This window comes from Atopobacter phocae ATCC BAA-285 (assembly GCF_000526675.1).
In the GTDB taxonomy this organism is placed as follows: Bacteria; Bacillota; Bacilli; order Lactobacillales; family Aerococcaceae; genus Atopobacter; species Atopobacter phocae.
Genome location: NZ_JAGN01000004.1, coordinates 26,392 through 41,168, shown reverse-complemented (window position 1 = coordinate 41,168; position 14,777 = coordinate 26,392). Strand labels below are relative to the sequence as shown.

At 35.9% G+C, this 14,777-nt stretch carries 26 protein-coding genes; all 26 read left to right on the top strand.

Annotated elements, in window-relative coordinates; all coding sequences use genetic code 11:
• The first annotated feature begins 2 nt into the window (after positions 1-2).
• The 26 genes from L866_RS0101460 to L866_RS0101340 all read left to right on the top strand — a co-directional run bounded on the left by L866_RS0101460 (position 3) and on the right by L866_RS0101340 (position 14,764).
• Positions 3-203, top strand: a complete 201-nt coding sequence (locus L866_RS0101460; protein ID WP_025728449.1) for a hypothetical protein — start codon at positions 3-5, stop codon at positions 201-203.
• On the top strand, positions 200-367 hold the full coding sequence (locus tag L866_RS09440) for a hypothetical protein (RefSeq protein WP_156919496.1): 168 nt from the start codon (positions 200-202) through the stop codon (positions 365-367). Before L866_RS0101460 ends, L866_RS09440 begins: the two co-directional genes overlap by 4 nt.
• On the top strand, positions 364-2,376 hold the full coding sequence (locus L866_RS0101450) for an AAA family ATPase (protein ID WP_025728447.1): 2,013 nt from the start codon (positions 364-366) through the stop codon (positions 2,374-2,376). Before L866_RS09440 ends, L866_RS0101450 begins: the two co-directional genes overlap by 4 nt.
• A gap of 1 nt (position 2,377) precedes the next feature.
• Positions 2,378-3,460 carry a hypothetical protein gene (locus tag L866_RS0101445; RefSeq protein ID WP_025728445.1) on the top strand — a complete coding sequence of 361 codons (1,083 nt, stop codon included), beginning with the start codon at positions 2,378-2,380 and terminating at the stop codon, positions 3,458-3,460.
• Positions 3,461-3,462: 2 nt separating this feature from the next.
• Positions 3,463-4,170, top strand: coding sequence for an MBL fold metallo-hydrolase (locus L866_RS0101440; protein ID WP_035445860.1), 708 nt, complete (start codon positions 3,463-3,465; stop codon positions 4,168-4,170).
• A complete protein-coding gene (locus L866_RS08965; RefSeq protein WP_025728441.1) occupies positions 4,170-5,174 on the top strand; it encodes a Lin1244/Lin1753 domain-containing protein in 1,005 nt (334 codons plus the stop codon). The genes L866_RS0101440 and L866_RS08965 overlap by 1 nt, the downstream gene beginning before the upstream one ends.
• Positions 5,167-5,445: a helix-turn-helix domain-containing protein gene (locus tag L866_RS0101430; RefSeq protein WP_025728439.1), complete on the top strand. Its 279-nt coding sequence runs from the start codon at positions 5,167-5,169 to the stop codon at positions 5,443-5,445. Before L866_RS08965 ends, L866_RS0101430 begins: the two co-directional genes overlap by 8 nt.
• Positions 5,442-5,876: a RusA family crossover junction endodeoxyribonuclease gene (locus L866_RS0101425; protein ID WP_025728437.1), complete on the top strand. Its 435-nt coding sequence runs from the start codon at positions 5,442-5,444 to the stop codon at positions 5,874-5,876. The genes L866_RS0101430 and L866_RS0101425 overlap by 4 nt, the downstream gene beginning before the upstream one ends.
• The gene (locus L866_RS0101420) at positions 5,873-6,301 is read left to right on the top strand and encodes a single-stranded DNA-binding protein (RefSeq protein ID WP_025728435.1); all 429 of its coding nucleotides are present in this window, start codon (positions 5,873-5,875) and stop codon (positions 6,299-6,301) included. The genes L866_RS0101425 and L866_RS0101420 overlap by 4 nt, the downstream gene beginning before the upstream one ends.
• Before the next feature lie 54 nt (positions 6,302-6,355).
• On the top strand, positions 6,356-6,586 hold the full coding sequence (locus L866_RS0101415) for a hypothetical protein (RefSeq protein ID WP_025728433.1): 231 nt from the start codon (positions 6,356-6,358) through the stop codon (positions 6,584-6,586).
• Between the two features lie 3 nt (positions 6,587-6,589).
• On the top strand, positions 6,590-6,934 hold the full coding sequence (locus L866_RS0101410; RefSeq protein WP_025728431.1) for a hypothetical protein: 345 nt from the start codon (positions 6,590-6,592) through the stop codon (positions 6,932-6,934).
• Positions 6,921-7,382: a hypothetical protein gene (locus tag L866_RS08960; protein ID WP_025728429.1), complete on the top strand. Its 462-nt coding sequence runs from the start codon at positions 6,921-6,923 to the stop codon at positions 7,380-7,382. Before L866_RS0101410 ends, L866_RS08960 begins: the two co-directional genes overlap by 14 nt.
• Positions 7,383-7,437: 55 nt before the next feature.
• A complete protein-coding gene (locus L866_RS09435) occupies positions 7,438-7,590 on the top strand; it encodes a hypothetical protein (RefSeq protein ID WP_156919495.1) in 153 nt (50 codons plus the stop codon).
• Positions 7,587-7,823, top strand: a complete 237-nt coding sequence (locus tag L866_RS0101395) for a glutaredoxin family protein (RefSeq protein WP_025728427.1) — start codon at positions 7,587-7,589, stop codon at positions 7,821-7,823. Before L866_RS09435 ends, L866_RS0101395 begins: the two co-directional genes overlap by 4 nt.
• Before the next feature lie 2 nt (positions 7,824-7,825).
• Positions 7,826-8,251: a hypothetical protein gene (locus L866_RS0101390; protein WP_025728425.1), complete on the top strand. Its 426-nt coding sequence runs from the start codon at positions 7,826-7,828 to the stop codon at positions 8,249-8,251.
• A 53-nt stretch (positions 8,252-8,304) separates the two neighbouring features.
• On the top strand, positions 8,305-8,526 hold the full coding sequence (locus tag L866_RS0101385) for a hypothetical protein (RefSeq protein ID WP_156919494.1): 222 nt from the start codon (positions 8,305-8,307) through the stop codon (positions 8,524-8,526).
• Positions 8,527-8,549: 23 nt separating this feature from the next.
• A complete protein-coding gene (locus tag L866_RS0101380) occupies positions 8,550-8,768 on the top strand; it encodes a hypothetical protein (protein WP_025728421.1) in 219 nt (72 codons plus the stop codon).
• On the top strand, positions 8,765-9,028 hold the full coding sequence (locus L866_RS0101375; protein ID WP_025728419.1) for a hypothetical protein: 264 nt from the start codon (positions 8,765-8,767) through the stop codon (positions 9,026-9,028). The genes L866_RS0101380 and L866_RS0101375 overlap by 4 nt, the downstream gene beginning before the upstream one ends.
• Before the next feature lie 12 nt (positions 9,029-9,040).
• Positions 9,041-9,478, top strand: coding sequence for a DUF1492 domain-containing protein (locus L866_RS0101370; protein WP_025728417.1), 438 nt, complete (start codon positions 9,041-9,043; stop codon positions 9,476-9,478).
• A gap of 155 nt (positions 9,479-9,633) precedes the next feature.
• Positions 9,634-9,819, top strand: coding sequence for a hypothetical protein (locus L866_RS0101365; RefSeq protein ID WP_025728415.1), 186 nt, complete (start codon positions 9,634-9,636; stop codon positions 9,817-9,819).
• A gap of 70 nt (positions 9,820-9,889) precedes the next feature.
• Positions 9,890-10,153 carry a hypothetical protein gene (locus tag L866_RS0101360; RefSeq protein WP_051452833.1) on the top strand — a complete coding sequence of 88 codons (264 nt, stop codon included), beginning with the start codon at positions 9,890-9,892 and terminating at the stop codon, positions 10,151-10,153.
• On the top strand, positions 10,125-10,484 hold the full coding sequence (locus tag L866_RS09205) for an HNH endonuclease (RefSeq protein WP_035445856.1): 360 nt from the start codon (positions 10,125-10,127) through the stop codon (positions 10,482-10,484). Before L866_RS0101360 ends, L866_RS09205 begins: the two co-directional genes overlap by 29 nt.
• Before the next feature lie 166 nt (positions 10,485-10,650).
• Entirely contained in the window at positions 10,651-11,199 is a 549-nt protein-coding gene (locus L866_RS09200; RefSeq protein ID WP_025728411.1) for a helix-turn-helix domain-containing protein, read from the top strand.
• Positions 11,199-12,923 (top strand): terminase TerL endonuclease subunit, encoded by a 1,725-nt coding sequence (locus tag L866_RS0101350; protein ID WP_025728409.1) that lies wholly within the window; start codon positions 11,199-11,201, stop codon positions 12,921-12,923. The genes L866_RS09200 and L866_RS0101350 overlap by 1 nt, the downstream gene beginning before the upstream one ends.
• Before the next feature lie 16 nt (positions 12,924-12,939).
• Complete coding sequence (locus tag L866_RS0101345) at positions 12,940-14,124, top strand: phage portal protein (protein ID WP_025728408.1); 1,185 nt, start codon at positions 12,940-12,942, stop codon at positions 14,122-14,124.
• Positions 14,105-14,764, top strand: a complete 660-nt coding sequence (locus L866_RS0101340; RefSeq protein WP_025728406.1) for a head maturation protease, ClpP-related — start codon at positions 14,105-14,107, stop codon at positions 14,762-14,764. Before L866_RS0101345 ends, L866_RS0101340 begins: the two co-directional genes overlap by 20 nt.
• The last annotated feature ends 13 nt before the right edge of the window (positions 14,765-14,777 follow it).

Sequence of the window (14,777 nt, the reverse complement as noted above, 5' to 3'; positions counted from 1 at the left end):
AGATGTACAAGAAGTTAAATATTAAGCCGTTTGTGTCCATCACCCTACAAATATTACTATTGCTATTTGTAGCTGGACAAGTGGCTAAAGTGTTTTACACACTCGACAATCCAATCAGTTGGATGATGATGTCCACAATGTTTATTGCTTTGCAAATCATGATATTTGTCGGTGGATTCGCTTTGGGATTGAAAGCAAAATGAAGCAGCGGATTGACGATTTAGTACGTTATTACATCGAAACAGGAGATAGACACTATTTAGACGTTTTAGAAATGGAGTTAAAAACTTACGAGCAACAAAAAAGCCTCTCAGATGGCCGTCTGAAAGGCAAAACACAAAACATATCTAAGGAGATTATATCATGAAAATCAAATTAAATAAAATGAATATTCGAAACTTTAAAGGCATAAAGCAATTCACGTTTGTTCCAAACGGTCAAGATGTGAGTGTGTATGGTGATAACGGAACAGGAAAAACGAGTTTGTATGATGCGTTTATCTGGTGTTTATTTGGTAAAGACAGCACCGATAAGACGCAATTTGATTGGAAACCGCTGGATAAAGACAATAACGAAATTCACCATTTAGAAACAGGTGTTGAACTTGAGTTAGACGTTGACGGAGCGATTAAAACATTGGAACGTGTGACAAAAGAACGTTGGACCAAAAAGCGTGGATCAATCACTAGCGAATTTGACGGACACACCACTACTTACTCGATTGACGGATTGGAAGTTACACAACGTGATTATAAATCTTATCTCTCCTCGTTGATTGATGAAAAAATGTTTCGCATGCTAACCAGTGTGACGTACTTTGCTGAAACGATGAATTGGAAAGAAAGACGAAAAGCCTTGATTGACATGGTAGGAGAAATAAGTGATGAAGATATCTTAAATCATAATGATGAATTAAGACCACTATCAGACTTACTAAAAGAGAGAACTGCCGATGATTTAATCGAATTAACGAAACAAAGTCAGAAGAAAATCAATCAACAAATTAAAGGGTTACCAGCAAGAATTGATGAAGTAGACAGAAGTTTACCTGATATTAGTCAACTAGATAAAAAAGCATTAAACAACCAATTAGAAACGTTAGAGCAGCAATTAAACGATAAACAAAGTGAAGTGGCTGATTTAAAAAATGGATCACAGGAAGAAAAGTTAAAACAAGAGAAAAGACAATTGGAACTAACTTATCTTGAAGCGAAACAACAATATCGCGAAGAAACGACTAAAAGTTATGAACAATTAAATACCTTACTGAATGAAGTGAGTTCTGACTTTAATGAGATTAAGAGAGATTTAGTAGATTCTAAAATAAATCGCGAAGCATTAATTCGCGAAATAAAGATTAACGCTAAACAAATCAACAGTTTAAATGAACAAAGAGAAAAGTTGTTAGAAGATTTTTATAAAACGAAAGATAAACAAATACCAGCGTTTGATGAACATCAAACAACTTGTCCAGTGTGTGGTCAAGATTATCCAGAAGAAAAGGTATTCACTCTAAGACAAGCGTATGAAAAAGAAGTTGAGACATTTAATCAAAAGAAAGCCGAACGCCTAGCAACGATTAATAAACAAGGCATTCAAATAAAAAAAGAAATCAAGGAATTAGAAGAAATTAACGTAAATAAGAGTAATGAAGTAATTGAAAAAGATGATAATATCGATCGTTTATCTACTTTATTGAAAAAAACGGAAGACCAAATCAATCATTTGAGAAGTAAACAATCGAAAGAAAAAGAGGCAATCATTCCATTTGATGTAACGGAAGAAGCTATTGAAATTCATACATCGATTAAACAAATCAATCAGCAAATTGATTTGGCCACCAATCATACAGAAGAATCTATACAAGCGGTAAAACAAGAAATGGTTAATTTAAACACTGAACTATCACAAATAAAAGATAAGTTATATCAATTTGTATTGTATGACAAACAAAAAGAACGAATGAATGAATTAATCGATGAAGAAAAACAGTTGTCGCTGCAATACGGTGAATTAGAACAACGTTATTACTTATTAGAAGAATTTATCCGAACAAAAGTTAACTTACTAACCGATACAATTAACCAACATTTTAGTTATGTTCAATTCAAATTATTTGATACGGCAATTAATGGTGGGTTGGTAGAAGTGTGCGAGCCAATTGTTAAAGGTGCAAATTATAGCACAGGATTAAATAATGCAGCGCGCATTAACGCAGGGTTAGATATTATCAATACGCTTATGCGTCATTACAAACTATTCGTGCCGATATTTGTTGATAACGCAGAAAGTGTGAACGAATTTATACCGATTGATACACAATTAATTACCTTAACCGTAAGTAAAGATAGCCAATTAAAAGTGGAGGGACAATAAAATGACAGAAACATACGAAACAGCTTTAGTTAAAGTGACAAATACCTATATGCCAATGATAACCGGAGTACTTGAAACCAATGAAATTCAAATGACGGAATATCAAAAACAATGTGTAATGGGTGCAGTTGTGGCCATCAATAATTTATTAGACGAAAAAGGTAAGTCATTCAAAGACGTGGATCAGCGCTCGTTAACAGAGTCATTGATTACAACTGCTGCGCTACAACTTAATCCAGCGGCTAAACCACGAGAAATTTATTACATCACACGAAACAAACGAGTTGGTGAAGGTTGGGTGTCAATGATTGAAGCCAATGTAGAAGGTGATGGCAATGATGCATTACTTGCTCGATTTGGTCGAGATGTAGATACTGTTCATAAATTTTGGGAAGTACGAGAAAACGATGAATTCAAATATCCAAGTTATGTTGGTTTAGAAGTTAAACCGCCTGAATGGTATCCAACCGGAAAAGGAAAAGTAGTACGTGTGGTTTATCCAATCACTAAAACGACAGGGGAAACAGAGTACGTCATTGCAGAACGTTCAGATGTCATTAACAACCTAAAGGCTCACATTCGCAATAATTTGATGAACGAAACATTTGGTATTGCGGAAAGTCGTTATAAGGCCACAGATAGTCAAAAGAAAAAGATTGATGAAAAGAAAAAAGAAATATTGGATCAATTAAACGAAAAAGATTTAGACGATGTATTAGCTGATGATAACATCACACCATATATCAGTTCAGCATGGAAAGAGCCACAATCTTCTGAAGCCATGATTGTACGGAAAATGCGCAATAACATTGTTAAGAAATATCCAAAGAACTTTGAAAGTGCTTATTTACAACGAGTGTTTACTGAAGCGACAGATGACGCTGTTCAGTCAATGCGTAAAGATGTGACACGTTACAGTAACCAAGAAGTGATAGATCTACCATCGACTGATATTGACACTGAAACAGGTGAAATTATAGACGCAGAAATTGAAGAATTAGATGAAGTAGAAGTAACAGAAAAAACTGTTTCAAAAGGAGAAACCGGTGAACAAATCGAATTGATTGAAACACCGAAATTCTAATTATGGAAACGATAGTATTTGGTTCAAGTTCAGCAGGCAATGGCTACCTAATAAAAGACGGTGGCCATAGCTTGTTATTAGAAGCCGGAATTTCACCTAAGAAGATAACCGTTGATTATAAGCAAGTGGACGGTCTGTTAATCACACATGAGCATGCAGATCATGGAAAATTCGCACATGATTTTATTAAACGAGGTGCGATGGATATTTATTGCAGCAAAGGAACGGCAAAAGCGTTAGATTTGCCTAAACATCGAGTTCAAACCGTTAAAAGTAAAGTTCCTTTTCATGTAGGAAAATGGTTCGTTTTACCGTTTGATGTACAACATGATGCTAAGGAGCCAGTCGGTTATTTAATACAAACGCCAAGCGATAAGAAAGTGTTATTTGTGACTGACACCTATTACGTGAAGTATCAATTTAAGGGTGTTACCCATGCTTTAGTAGAATGCAACTATTCATTTGACCGATTAAACGAGCGATTTATTAATCAGGAAATAGACCCTAATCGTTATCGTCGATTGTTAAAAAGTCATTTTGAATTAGAAAATGTAGAAGAGTTTTTTAAAGGGTTAGACAAAAGTCGTTTAGAGCAAATTATGTTAATTCACTTAAGTGATGCAAATAGTGATGCCAATTATTTCAAACAACGTATACAAGCAGTAACCGGCGTTCCAGTGGATATAGCGCCAGTAAAGGCGGTGAGATAGTGGCCAGACCTTTAAAGCAAGGATTAGATTATTATTCAATGGATTGTTACTTTTTAGAGGATATTAAAATCAGAAAAATATTACGTGCATGCGGAGCGAATTCAATTGCGGTACTAATCGACCTGCTCGGTAATATCTACAGAGATGAAGGGTATTACATGCGGTGGGATGATGATATTTGTTTCTTAATTGCTGACACAGTTGGGGTTAATGAAGCGAGCGTATCGGAGATTGTAAAGAAAGCAGTGCAAGTACATTTATTTGATCAAGAGATGTTTAAAGCGCATCGGATTCTAACTTCTTCAGGTATTCAAAGCCGATTCTTAGAAGCAGTCAGAAGAAGAAAAGAAGTAACGGTCTATCAAGAATTTATTTTACTTAAAGAATTAAACGAATACAATAACTTGAAAATTGTAACAGAAACTGACGACAACGGAGTTAATGTTAACAATAACCCAGTTAATGTATACAGTAATGAACAAAGTAAAGTAAAGGAAAGTAAAGTAAAGAAAAGTAAAGAAAACAGCATACCGCGCGAGGGCTTGTTTGAGCATGGACAAAATCAGTCCACGAACGAAAATGATGCTCAAAAGACGCAAGCAGCAGTCAATCCATTGGACTTTTATCAACAAGAGTTTGGTGTGTTAAGCCCTTATATCATCGAGCAAATTACAGACCATTTGACAAGATTTACACCTGAAATGGTCATTCAAGCGATGAAGATCGCTCGTGAAAGACAAAAGCGGTTTAACTATGCCCATGCTATTTTGGAAAGTTGGACTGATCGTGGCATTAAAACATTGGAACAAGTGAAAGCTGAACAAGTAGCTTTTAAAAATAAACAATACAAGAAACCGGTACGCGAAGAACAATTGCCTGAATGGGCAAAGAAAGAGAAACAAGATACTGTCAAAGAAAAAGATAATTCAGTGACAAAAAAAGAATTAGAAAATCTTATTGGCGGTGTGGTTCGAAAGAAACGGAGAATAAAAAACAATGATTGAAATGACTAATGAAGCTGAAAGAGAATTCTTAAATAATATATTACTCAATGTCAAATGGCTGATGAAAGAGCATAACGTTCGTATGAGTGATTTAGGACGATTAATAGAAGGTGCATCTCAAAAACGTATGAAGCAGTTCTTGACGATGAAGTTAGAAGGTCATTCGTTCATGACGTTGTACGCAATTTGTGATTATTTTGAAGTGGCAGTTGATGATGTCATGATGCCACATGATGAATTTAAAACTTATCAGTGGGTGGTGAAGTCGTGATTGAATTGTCTATTGATATTGAGCCAGTAGCTCAAGGGAGACCGCGTTTTACACGACAAGGGCATACTTATGACCCACCTAAATCAAAAGCGTTTAAACGGCAAATTAAAACGTTTTTCCTGAAAGAAAAACAACGCAATAACCTTGAAGCTATCGACGGACCGATAGAAATTGAATTGACATTTTACAAGCCATTACTCAAAAGCATGACGATTAAACAAAAGACACAGGCACTTTTAAAGCAACTGTTGCCGATTAAGAAACCGGATCTAGATAATTATATCAAAGGTGTTTTGGATGGAATGAATGGTATCTTTTGGCATGATGATGCTCAAATCGTAAAGTTAATGGCTTATAAATATTACGGTGATAAAGGATGTATTGATATCAAAATTAAATCATACAAACACAAAGAGGAGAATGGCAAATGATAAACAACGTAAGTTTAACCGGACGATTAACAAGAGATATTGAATTAAAGCACACTCAAAGCGGAATTGCGCTCACTAACTTTAACTTAGCAGTTAACCGCACATACAAAGATGATAACGGAAATACACAAGCTGATTTTATTAACTGCGTAGCTTGGAAAAAGACGGCTGAAATTATGGCAGAACATCTTAAAAAAGGGTCTTTGATAGGTATTGAGGGTAGCATTCAGACGAGAAACTATGAAAATCAACAAGGACAAAAAGTTTATGTGACTGAAGTGCTTGTCAATCGATTAGTTTTCTTAGAATCACGACAAGACAATCAGTCTAATAACAATCCAGTATCAAGCTTTAAACAACAAGAATTAAATAATAGCTTTCCTAGTAACGATATCGACATATCAGATGATGATTTACCGTTCTAGACGATTTGATCAGTGATCCTGCGGAGTTTGCGAAATGGTATGGGGAGAAAGAAAATGAAAACGAGTGAATTAAAAAAGCGAGTAAAAAAACTAGGGTATAAATGCTTTGAATATGATACGAAATTTGAAATAAAACCTAAAACATTAGGGGAAACTGCTATTGTTATACCTAAAAATGTAGTCATCGATTTAAAGGCGGGAAGCTTTGAAAGTATACAGTTTACTCGAGAAGTATCAGAGTTGGTGAAAGAGTATGCGAGAACACCTATAAACGAAAGGGGTTAGAACATGAAATACACAACAGAACGTTTAACAACACCTAGTGTGGGAGGTGGTTATCTGTTAAAAGATCATGGTACTGATAATTTAATTGGTATGTATCGAGATTATGATGTGTTTTTTGCACATTTAAAATCAACTAATAGATTAGGTGCTTTAGAAGATATGTTAACGCTCAGACCAATCGAAGCGTGGCATGAAGATTATGGTTGCTGCCTTTGGTGGGATAGTAACAAAGCAGCTCAAGAACCGATGTATGTAGGCAGTCCTTTGGACACAGAATGGAACGAGAATATGAAATTTTTTATAGAAATTCCAAACCCGATAACGGAGGAAGAATATGAAAACAAGTGAATTTATAAAACGTGTGAAAGAGTTGGGGTATAGTCTTGGAGAAACAGAACACTCTTATGTAGTTACACTTGAAGGTGAGATTATTTTACAAACTTCAAAAGAAAGTAAATATAAAATGGATGTGTGGTTTTATGATGCCGAAGATGGCTTATTTGATTTAGCAGTCAAATACGCTAAAACGCCAATTGAACAACGAAAAGATATTAAATTAACTGATGATGAAATTATTTATCTGAAGTTTGCAAAATTAGAAGGGTGTAATTGGATAGCTAGGGATAAAAATGGTTATTTGTATGCTTATAAAGAGGAGCCTGAAAAACTTGACACGGTGTGGAGCAACGATGGAGATTTAAGTGTTAATTTTAACGAAATCGAAAAATTCAAATTCATTAAGTGGGAAGATGACGAACCTTACAACATTGATGAGTTACTAAGCAACGTCAAATAAAACAGAGCAACGTTTTCCGTTTTGGAAATAACTGAATTGAGAATGGAGGTTGTAAATGGATAAAGAAACAGCGATTAAATATTGTTTGTATTTTATGTTAACAGGAAATGAATCAGAACAAGAGTTTAAAAAGATAAAAGAAACTGTAACTAGATTAATTGATGATGCTTGGGATTATTTTGATGAAGAAGAGGAGGTCACACAATGATAACAATCTACACAAAAGACAACTGCATGCAGTGCGAGTTTGTCAAAAAGCATTTGCGCGAAAAAGGTAAAAATTTTTGGGTTAAAGATGTGAATGCGAACAGCTTATACATGCAAGAGGTTAAAGATATGGGCTATCAAACAGTGCCAGTCACATTGATTGAGCGGAACGGAGAAAAGATAGCTATAAATGGGTTTAGACCAGATGAATTAGATGAGGTATTGGAGGGGTAATAATGATTTTGTACTATGCAACGGATAACGAAGGTCACACACAATATATATCAAGCGAATACAAACAGGCTTTAGATGTTTTTAATAACACTTTGCAAAAGTTACAAGAATCAAAAGATTATATAGATATCGATTCAGACTTTGCATACTTATATAAATTTAATAGCTATGATTTGCTAGAAAAGACAATAGATATTGAATCTCCTTACTTTGATGAAGTTATAAGCGAATGTACGACAACGCTTATTAAAAAAAGGGGTTGGGAGATTGACGAAGAAGCAACTAAGGAATATTTGGAAGAAACTGACATAAAAGATAGAGAGTGGGACTATATTTGCAGAGAAGTTGTGTTGATTGAGCGGAATGGAGAAAAGATAGCTATAAATGGGTTTAGACCAGATCAATTAGATAAAGCGTTGGAAGTGTAATTATGATAAATAAAATAAATAGTATAATCAATAAAATTTTGGAGGTGAAAATAATGAAAGATGAAATAACAGTTATTTGTTTAAATATTGGTTATTTTGATGAATGGAATAACATAGATTATATAGAAACGAAAGAGGATATGGACGATGTAATTAGAAGAATGAATTTAGCAACTCTAAATTGTACAAATTTTATGGTTGTTGAAGATTTAGATGTAGGAGAACGAGCAATAAATGTTAATTACGTAACTAATATTTATAAAGATAAGCGATAAAAATTTATTGGAGGATAAATAACATGAAAATAGTATTAGCAATCGTGCCAGACGAAGCGAAATCAGTAAGTGTTAACGCATTTTTAGACAAAGGTGAGCATGATAAGTTAATTTCAATCGAGCCGATAATAGCAAACGTCGGAGAACTTGACATGGCAGTTGAAAAAATAAAAGAAGAGTGTTCTGATGAGAATGTACTTGAGGGCATCTTTGCTAATCTTTTAGATGGTGATGGCAAATGAAACAACACCTAAAAGCAACGTCAATTACTAAAAAAAGCTTAGCTAAGCCTTTTTATCAAGGATACAAGCAAGATTACATCAATTCTCAGAGACAAGGCAACAAGTTAGTTAAAAACTATGTGGCAGTGTTTATAAATAACGACGGCGAAATCATTTACGAAGCTGAAACAAAAGGTCTAGTCAATCAATGGCGTATAAAGCACAACATGGCAGGTCGTATTGGATACCGTCACGTTAAAACAAACAAGATTACTGTATAAGGAGGTGACTATTTGGTAAAACAAGAAGCGTATGACTTTCTAAAGCGTGGACGATGGATTGACGAAGAGATAAAATCTTTAAAGGCGGAGCAGCAATCATTAAGAGAAGGTTTTTTAGTTAGTCCAGCCATTGAGGAAAGAGTTCAAAAGAGTAATACTAAACCATTTGATGATCAGTATTTGAAAATACTTGAGTTAGAAGAATCAATTAAAGAAAGAGTTGATAAGTTAGTCGACTTCAAAGTAGAACTTAGTCAAATGATTAAACAAGTAGACGACCAGCTATCTCAAATTATATTAAGTTATCGTTATTTAAGTGGACAAACATGGCAAGAAATAGCAGATATCATTCATCATGATGTGAGATATACTCAGAAGCTACATGGAAAAGCAATGCAGGATTTTAAACACGTATACAAAAAAGACATGAAAAGACATGAAAAGACATAGAAAAACATATTTAAAGTGTAATATAGTTATGATGTAACGAAAGTAAGAAAACATCCTCTAAGTTTGTTTGGGTTAAGACAACTAACATAGGTTTCCCTTTTTTATTTTCCACCTCGTTCGTCGGGGTGGTTTTGTTTTAGAAAGGATAATAACAAATGGAAAAAATATTAATTGGACTGTTAATTGTATTTATAATATTAGCTATTTTTAGTCTATCTTTTACTATCGGCATTGGAATTAAATTGTTTTCAAATAAAAAATACGAAATTAAACATCAGAATTTAATGACAGAAGAAGAAAGAATAGCACTTAGGAAAAAATTTGCTAAAAAAACAGAGTAATAACACAAGCACTTAACCAATAAGGTTAGGTGCTATTTTTATACTTATATTTTAGAAAGCGGTGATAAAAGTGAATAAGCGATATGAAGAGCTAGATCAACTGACAGAAGATTTATATAACCATTTAATTAAACACGATGTAACCATGGCAGAAGTTGCAGCGATTAATTTTTATTTGATGAAACGAGCACTTGAATCACCACATAATATGGTGTTCTTAAAAGAGTGTTTAAAATTAGACGTTTCAAATTTATCAATCGAAGGTCTATTTAAAATGCAGCAAGCATTAACGGAGCAATACATCTATGAGTTGCAACAGGCTTACAAAGATTGATGTTGAAACAAGAAAGGCAAGGGCTCGCTTTTATAACTCACCTACATGGCGCAAGCTAAGAGCTGAACGAATCGAGCTGGATAACTTTGAGTGTCAGTGGTGTAAAGCAGAAGGGCGAGTAAGCAGAGCAGGAGCCTACAACTTAGATGGACGAAAGATAATACTAGAAGTCGACCACATCAAAGAGCTAGAAACACATCCTGAATGTGCGTTAGATATTAACAACTTGCGCACGCTGTGTCGTGACTGCCACAACAAGCGACATAATCGTTTCAACTATCGAACGAAGGCTAGGGAGCAACGCTGGAATGATGAATTTGATATTTTGTAAAACAAGACGAAATAGAGGAGACAAGATAAAAATTTTAGACCCCCCATCGAAAAAATCGCATTGAAAAAACGAATTTGGGAACCGGTGGGTGGGGTTTATTCCGCAATCGTAGGTGTTTCTTAACTCCCTCCCCCTGTCTATACACAACAAGAAAAGAGGTGATGACATGAACATTGAACATATGGGTACCAAAATCAAACAAAGCAGAAAGAAAATGGGTTTAACGCAAGAAGAATTTGCCAAAAAAAGTAAGTTGAGTTATAGCTATTTTTCAAGCATTGAGCGCGGTGTGTCATCACCGTCTTTAGAAGCCCTAGACCGAATTGCTAAGGTGCTTAATCTAACCGTGGTAGATTTATTAAATGACCGGATAAATGCAGCAGAGAAACGTGTAGAAGAAGAAACAGAGCGTTTAAGCCAGTTGCTCGATGAAATCCCCCAAAAAAATAAAAAGCTTGCAGAGGGGCTTATTGTCCAAGCGGCAAGGCTTCGTATCTTACTAGATGATAACTGGAAAGACATTTTAGAAAATGGGGAGTATGAAAAGTTCCGTCAGAGTGATAAGCAGGAACCTTATGATAGAAAACGACCGATTGTAGAAAATTATGATAACCGAGATCGAACCTATAAAGAGGTAATTAAACAGTTGACCGATTTGTTACCACCCAATAAATCAGAAACGAAATCACCTAAAGCAAGGTTGCTCGGTAGGTAGTGTTAAGTAATAAGTACGTGGATGAATATATCCGAAAGTTCAAAAACAATCAGTTAGTCTTTAACGATAAAAGAAAACAACTAATCGGGTGGTTAGAGCGAGATATATTACCACGGGATGATTTATATTATTTCAATGATCAGATGATTGATAACTATATACAATTCAGCGAACACAATTATTTTGAATTAGACGAATGGGAGAAGTTTATTGCCCCATTCGTTTTTTTGTACAGCAAAAAGAAGAACACACCTGTATTTCGTATTTTTATTTTGGTTATGGGACGTGGAGCAGGAAAGAACGGCTTTATATCTACACTTTCTCATTTTTTAACTTCTTCACTACACGGAATACCTGAATATGACGTATCAATCGTGGCCAACTCGGAGCACCAAGCCAAAGTCAGTTTTGAAGAAATCTATAACAAAATCATTCAAGACCCTAATTTGAGCGCGATTCGAACAAGAGACACGACATTTGAAGATGAACCGCTAGGAGAGTTTGAACCGTATAAAAGCCGGATTATTAGCAGAGAAACTCAATCGAAGATTTTATACCACACGTCAAACGCACGAACAAAGGACGGTGGTCGTGAAGGTTGTTTAATCTTTGACGAGTTTCACGAATATGAGGATTCAAAATTGGTTAAGGTATTTACTGGTGGTTTAGGTAAAAAACCTCATCCAAGACAGTTCTTTATTGGAACAAAAGGATTTATACGAGAAGGCTATTTTGACATGATGTACGGACGTTCTGAACGGATATTAAACGGTGACGTGCCTTTTAACGGTCTGTTCCCTTTCATTTGTGAGATTGACGATATAAAAGAAATGGACGAACCCGACAATTGGGAAAAGGCGAACCCCTCATTACAAAAACCGCTCGGAGAGCGTGCAGAACGTCTACTCGATACGATGGTGGACGAATACCAAGATTTGAATGACGAACCGTCCGGACGACCTGAATTTGTAACTAAGCGTATGAATTTCTTAGAAGGTGACGGTGCACATGCGGTAGCAAGTGTGGAAGAAATCAAGGCAACGAATCGTCCAATGTTTGACTTAACCGGACTAACACCAATTGGTGGACTAGACTTTGGCTCAACACGAGATTTTACAGCTTGCGGACTGTTGTTTAAAAAAGGCGAAGAATATGGATTTATTAATCACTCCTTTGTAATCAAACAGTTTGCAGACGTGCATTATGGCTATTCTAATTCAGCTAATGCACTTGGTGGTGACAAGAAAGCTCCAATAAAAGAGTGGGAAAAACAAGGGTTGTTAACAGTGGTTGACGAACCTTCACTTGACCCACGTCACGTCGTCAATTGGTTTATTGAAATGCGAGAACGGTACGGAGTGAATAAAATTGTAGCGGATAACTTTAAATTAGATTTACTTAGACCGCTATTAGAGAAAGAGGGGTTTGAGGCGGAAGCAATCAGACGACCGACTAGCATCCATCCATTACTTGCGCCAAGAATCGAGGACGGTTTTGCAAATAGGCGCTTTATTTTTGGTGACAATCCGGTGATGCGCTGGTACGTCAATAATGTTTATGTGCAAGAAACAAATGACGGAAAAAAATTCTTGAAAAAAGAAATCGTTAAACGGAAAACAGATGGATTCCATGCTTTCTTACATGCTTTGTATCGAGCAGAAGAATTAAACGATCAAGTGGACATTAACGAAGGTTTGGATTTATTAGCAAGCATCGACTTTTAGAAAGGGGGGATGATTATTGAGTTTAATGGAAAGTTTAGGCGAAGTGTTTAATCGAAACCGAGCACTTCGAGAAATGTTGGATTGGGAACTAATGACCAGCACATCAGAACGTATCTATTTAAAAGTGATGGCATTAAATACAGTGATTGATTTTGTCAGTCGGACGATGTCAACCATGCAGGTTAAGATACGCGATGAAACCGGGAAAATTGATAAAAATTGGGATTACATTCTTAACGTCAGACCAAATAAGGATATGTCAGCAGGAGATTTTTGGCAGGCATTCTTTTATAAACTGCTCGACGATAACGAAGTTCTTGTGGTGCTATCACAGGATAACCAGCTGTTGATTGCAGATGATTTTGTCCGAACCGAGTGGGCGCTTTACGAAGATACATTTGAAAAAGTAACGGTTAAAGATTATACATTTAATCGCCGGTTTCAGATGAAAGAAGTCATTTATCTACGGTATAACAACGACAGTTTGGAACGATTCACTAAAGGGCTGTTTGATGATTATGCAGAATTGTTTGGACGCATAGTAGAAGTCTCCATGCGAAATAACCAAATTCGTGGAACGGTGAAAGTGAATCACACAGGAACCGTAAGTGGAGAAAAAGACAAAAACGGAAAAACAATCAATGAAAAACTTCAAGATTATATCAATAAAATATATAAGTCGTTTAGGACAAGCTCCGTTGCTGTTGTTCCAGAGTTAAACGGATTTGAGTACAACGAGTTTACCAATAAAACTGGAGTAACCAATCAGTCGCTAGACGAGTTGGACAGCTTGAAAGTGTCGCTAATGAGTGATGTTGCAAGAGCAATCGGAGTGCCACCCGCTTTAATTAAAGGCGAGATGGCAGACTTGCAATATAACTTAGATGCATATCGCGAATTGTGTATTAAACCGTTAACTAAAAAAATGACCGATGAATTAACGAAAGCTTTCATTCATAAAAACGATTATGACAAAGGAAAAACATTAACAGTTCAAAACGTGCTGCCACGTGACCCACTGAAATTAGCAACTCAAATTGACAAGATTATTTCAAGCGGTACATTAACACCAAATGAAACGCGTGCGTTGTTTGAATTTGAAGCGGTTGACGATCCAGCAATGAACAGATACTACTTGACCAAAAACTATGACACACTGAAAGGTGGTGAGGAAGCAAACGATGAAGGAACTAGCAATTAAAGGAACAATCATTGACAACAACAGCAAAGATGTTTATGACTATTTCGAAATTGAGCACACAGCACCAAAAGATATCATCAACGAACTAGACGGAGACGATATCAAGATTACAGTTAACTCATATGGCGGACTAGTGAACGCTGGAGTGGAAATCTACACGGCTTTAAAAGCTTACGAAGGAAATGTAACGATTGATGTTGTAACCGCTGGTAGCGCAGCAAGTGTCATCGCCATGGCAGGTGACACGGTAAGAATGAGCCCAGCAGGACAATTGATGATTCACAATGTTTGGACACAAGCGACAGGTGACCATAACGAAATGGATCATACGTCACAGGTGCTTAAACAAGCTAATCATGCCTTAGCAAACGCCTATCAGTTAAAAACTGGACGAACTCACGAAGAGATTATTCAGTGGATGGATGAGGAGACGTGGATTACAGCGAAGCAAGCCGTTGAATTAGGATTTGCGGATGAGGTGCTATTTACTAACGACGCAAACATATCACTCTTAGCAAGTGTAGGTACACCAATTTTAAGCCAAGAAACAATGAACAAACTCAGACAGCTAAAACAAAACAAACAAGAAAATAAAACGGAAGAACAAGAGCAATCGTTTATCGATCAGCTCTTTTTTTAATACAAGGAGGACA

Excerpts from the sequence above, each read along its gene's own strand:
- L866_RS09435 (WP_156919495.1), top strand. The coding sequence starts at position 7,438 with ATGGATAAAGAAACAGCGATTAAATATTGTTTGTATTTTATGTTAACA.
- L866_RS0101420 (WP_025728435.1), top strand. The coding sequence starts at position 5,873 with ATGATAAACAACGTAAGTTTAACCGGACGATTAACAAGAGATATTGAA.
- L866_RS09440 (WP_156919496.1), top strand. The coding sequence starts at position 200 with ATGAAGCAGCGGATTGACGATTTAGTACGTTATTACATCGAAACAGGA.
- L866_RS09205 (WP_035445856.1), top strand. The coding sequence starts at position 10,125 with ATGAGTTGCAACAGGCTTACAAAGATTGATGTTGAAACAAGAAAGGCA.
- L866_RS0101430 (WP_025728439.1), top strand. The coding sequence starts at position 5,167 with ATGATTGAAATGACTAATGAAGCTGAAAGAGAATTCTTAAATAATATA.
- L866_RS0101390 (WP_025728425.1), top strand. The coding sequence starts at position 7,826 with ATGATTTTGTACTATGCAACGGATAACGAAGGTCACACACAATATATA.
- L866_RS08960 (WP_025728429.1), top strand. The coding sequence starts at position 6,921 with ATGAAAACAAGTGAATTTATAAAACGTGTGAAAGAGTTGGGGTATAGT.
- L866_RS0101395 (WP_025728427.1), top strand. The coding sequence starts at position 7,587 with ATGATAACAATCTACACAAAAGACAACTGCATGCAGTGCGAGTTTGTC.
- L866_RS0101385 (WP_156919494.1), top strand. The coding sequence starts at position 8,305 with ATGAAAGATGAAATAACAGTTATTTGTTTAAATATTGGTTATTTTGAT.
- L866_RS0101415 (WP_025728433.1), top strand. The coding sequence starts at position 6,356 with ATGAAAACGAGTGAATTAAAAAAGCGAGTAAAAAAACTAGGGTATAAA.
- L866_RS0101445 (WP_025728445.1), top strand. The coding sequence starts at position 2,378 with ATGACAGAAACATACGAAACAGCTTTAGTTAAAGTGACAAATACCTAT.
- L866_RS0101375 (WP_025728419.1), top strand. The coding sequence starts at position 8,765 with ATGAAACAACACCTAAAAGCAACGTCAATTACTAAAAAAAGCTTAGCT.
- L866_RS0101340 (WP_025728406.1), top strand. The coding sequence starts at position 14,105 with ATGAAGGAACTAGCAATTAAAGGAACAATCATTGACAACAACAGCAAA.
- L866_RS0101440 (WP_035445860.1), top strand. The coding sequence starts at position 3,463 with ATGGAAACGATAGTATTTGGTTCAAGTTCAGCAGGCAATGGCTACCTA.
- L866_RS0101450 (WP_025728447.1), top strand. The coding sequence starts at position 364 with ATGAAAATCAAATTAAATAAAATGAATATTCGAAACTTTAAAGGCATA.
- L866_RS0101365 (WP_025728415.1), top strand. The coding sequence starts at position 9,634 with ATGGAAAAAATATTAATTGGACTGTTAATTGTATTTATAATATTAGCT.
- L866_RS0101410 (WP_025728431.1), top strand. The coding sequence starts at position 6,590 with ATGAAATACACAACAGAACGTTTAACAACACCTAGTGTGGGAGGTGGT.
- L866_RS09200 (WP_025728411.1), top strand. The coding sequence starts at position 10,651 with ATGAACATTGAACATATGGGTACCAAAATCAAACAAAGCAGAAAGAAA.
- L866_RS0101380 (WP_025728421.1), top strand. The coding sequence starts at position 8,550 with ATGAAAATAGTATTAGCAATCGTGCCAGACGAAGCGAAATCAGTAAGT.
- L866_RS0101460 (WP_025728449.1), top strand. The coding sequence starts at position 3 with ATGTACAAGAAGTTAAATATTAAGCCGTTTGTGTCCATCACCCTACAA.